Raw genomic sequence first — 2,262 nt, 5'->3', positions numbered from 1 at the left:
AACACCGTATGAGGCTTTCGGTGGATAGCTATAAACCGCTTAGCGCCGCCGTTTGCCCGGTTTCTGCATCCATTGCTCAACGGGCATCCCCACGCCAGGGTTTTGTGGTACCCAGTTGCTTGGTTGCGGCGCGACGGCAGCGGGTTGCGCAACCGGCATTCCCTGCGGCAGCGGGTTCGCCTGCGCTGCGGGCATCGGTGCGGGGGCGCGGCCGCCGCTTTGCTGGTAGAGCGCCATCGCTTCCGGCATATGTTGTTGTAATACCTGGATGCGGTCAGCACCGCTGGGGTGGGTGGAGAGGAAGGACGGCATACCGCTGCTGCCCGCCTGTTCCATTTTTTGCCAGACGGACAGCGCCGCCTGCGGGTTGTAGCCTGCCTGCGCCATCAGCATCAGCCCGCCAATATCCGCTTCGGTTTCGTGCTGGCGGCTGAAGGGGTTGCTGATGCCGTATTCGGAAAGCAGCGCGCTGCCCGTTTTGAGCATATCGGGGTCAATGTTGCTGTTTTGCGCGAGGATGCTGCCGCCAATTCCCACACCGATAGCCGTCAATACTTGCTGCCCCACTTGTGCCTTGCTGTGTTCGCGCAGTGCGTGGGTCATTTCGTGGCCGATGACGGCGGCGAGTTCGTCATCGGTCAGATGCAATTTTTCGACGAGGCCGCTGTACACCGCCATTTTGCCGCCCGGCATCGCCCAGGCATTGAGTTCGTCGGAGCGGATGACGTTCATTTCCCACTGGAAGGGTATGCCGGTGCGGTTGTTGGCGTTCGCTATTGGCACCATGCGGTTGAAGACGTTATGCACCCGTTGCGCCGTCTGCGAGCGGGTGTCGAGCGCGTTTTCGCTGCGTGCTTCGCTCAGCACCTGCTGGTAGCCTTCTGCCGCCTTGAGGTTAAGCGTTTGCGAGTCGTAACCGGCCATATTGGCGACGTCGGCGCAGCCGCCGAGGGCAAACAGGGCAAGGATTGTGAATTTTTTTGGATTCATGTGGATTTTTCCTCATCAAATGGCGTATAAAAGTTGCTGTTTTATACCGCATTTTTTCTTGCGCCTTCATGACACTATGTCAAATAGTCAAATATATAGAACAATTTTGGTATTAGTTCTACACATTCTTATGTGGATTTCCTTGACTTTCTGTTAATAAAATTTCAAGATAATCAATCCCTAACCTTTAAGGAGTTTTTATGTCGTCCCCTTCATATCATGACCCTTTTGCCAATTATCGTGAGCTCACGCTACGCGGCATGATTCTGGGCGCGTTGATTACCGTGGTTTTCACCGCGTCCAACGTGTATCTCGGTCTGAAAGTCGGGCTGACCTTTGCGTCCACCATTCCGGCGGCGGTCATTTCGATGGTTATCCTCAAATTTGCACACGGCAGCAACATTCTGGAAAACAACTTGGTCAAGACGGAAGCCTCTGCCGCCGGCACGATTTCTTCGGTGATTTTCGTCCTGCCCGGCTTGTTGATGGCGGGTTATTGGAGCGGTTTTCCGTTTTGGCAGACGACACTGCTCTGCGCCGCTGGCGGGATTCTCGGCGTGATTTTCACCATCCCGCTGCGGCTGGCGATGGTGGTCAATAGCGACCTGCCGTACCCGGAAGGGGTTGCCGCTGCGGAAATCCTGAAAGTCGGCTGCCACGATCCGAATTTTGTGGACAGCGGCGCGCAACAGGGTGAGAGCGGTATTAAGGAGATTCTCACCGGTGGCGCGCTGGCGGGCATCATGAGCCTTTGCACCGGCGGTTTGCGTGTCGTCGCCGACAGCGCCGGTTATTGGTTCAGATCCGGCGGCGCAGTCTTTCAAGCGCCGATGGGTTTCTCTTTCGCCCTGCTGGGCGCGGGTTATCTCGTCGGTCTTGCGGGCGGGATTGCCATCCTCATTGGTTTACTGCTGACTTGGCTTGGCATTATTCCTTATTTAAGCGCACATCATCCGCTACCTGTTGTTACCCAATTCCTTGATCTCGTCCCTTCTTGGTTCAAAGTCCTCGCTCATGCGAGTGAAATATTGCCGCGCCCGTCTGAATTGGATATGCCCGGAACAGCGATGGGACTGTGGAAAGATAATGTCCGCTTCATCGGCGCAGGTACGATCGCTATCGCCGCCTTCTGGACGCTCATCACCCTGTTCAAACCAATGGTTGAAGGAATGCGGCTCTCCATCGCCGCCTTCAGCGGCAAGGGCGAACAGGCGGCACACCGCGAAGACTTGAACCTCTCGCCGCAGAGCATGCTCTTGTGGATCGCCATCG

2 protein-coding genes are annotated in these 2,262 nt (G+C 56.2%); one reads left to right on the top strand and one right to left on the bottom strand.

From position 1 onward, the window contains the following. Positions 1–39 precede the first annotated feature (39 nt). The gene (locus tag Q0349_RS12455) at positions 40–990 is read right to left on the bottom strand and encodes a M48 family metallopeptidase (protein ID WP_298081341.1); all 951 of its coding nucleotides are present in this window, start codon (positions 988–990) and stop codon (positions 40–42) included. A gap of 200 nt (positions 991–1,190) precedes the next feature. On the opposite strand from Q0349_RS12455, the gene Q0349_RS12450 reads away from it, so the two are divergent. After that, a partial coding sequence (locus Q0349_RS12450; protein WP_298081340.1) for an oligopeptide transporter, OPT family occupies positions 1,191–2,262 on the top strand: 1,072 nt, incomplete at its 3' end.

Source organism: uncultured Cardiobacterium sp., from assembly GCF_938028185.1.
Taxonomy (GTDB): domain Bacteria; phylum Pseudomonadota; class Gammaproteobacteria; order Cardiobacteriales; family Cardiobacteriaceae; genus Cardiobacterium.
This window is presented reverse-complemented; position numbering and strand designations above follow the sequence as displayed.

What these genes read in the sequence shown, in the direction of transcription:
- Q0349_RS12455 (WP_298081341.1), bottom strand. Translation starts at nt 990, where the DNA reads ATGAATCCAAAAAAATTCACAATCCTTGCCCTGTTTGCCCTCGGCGGC.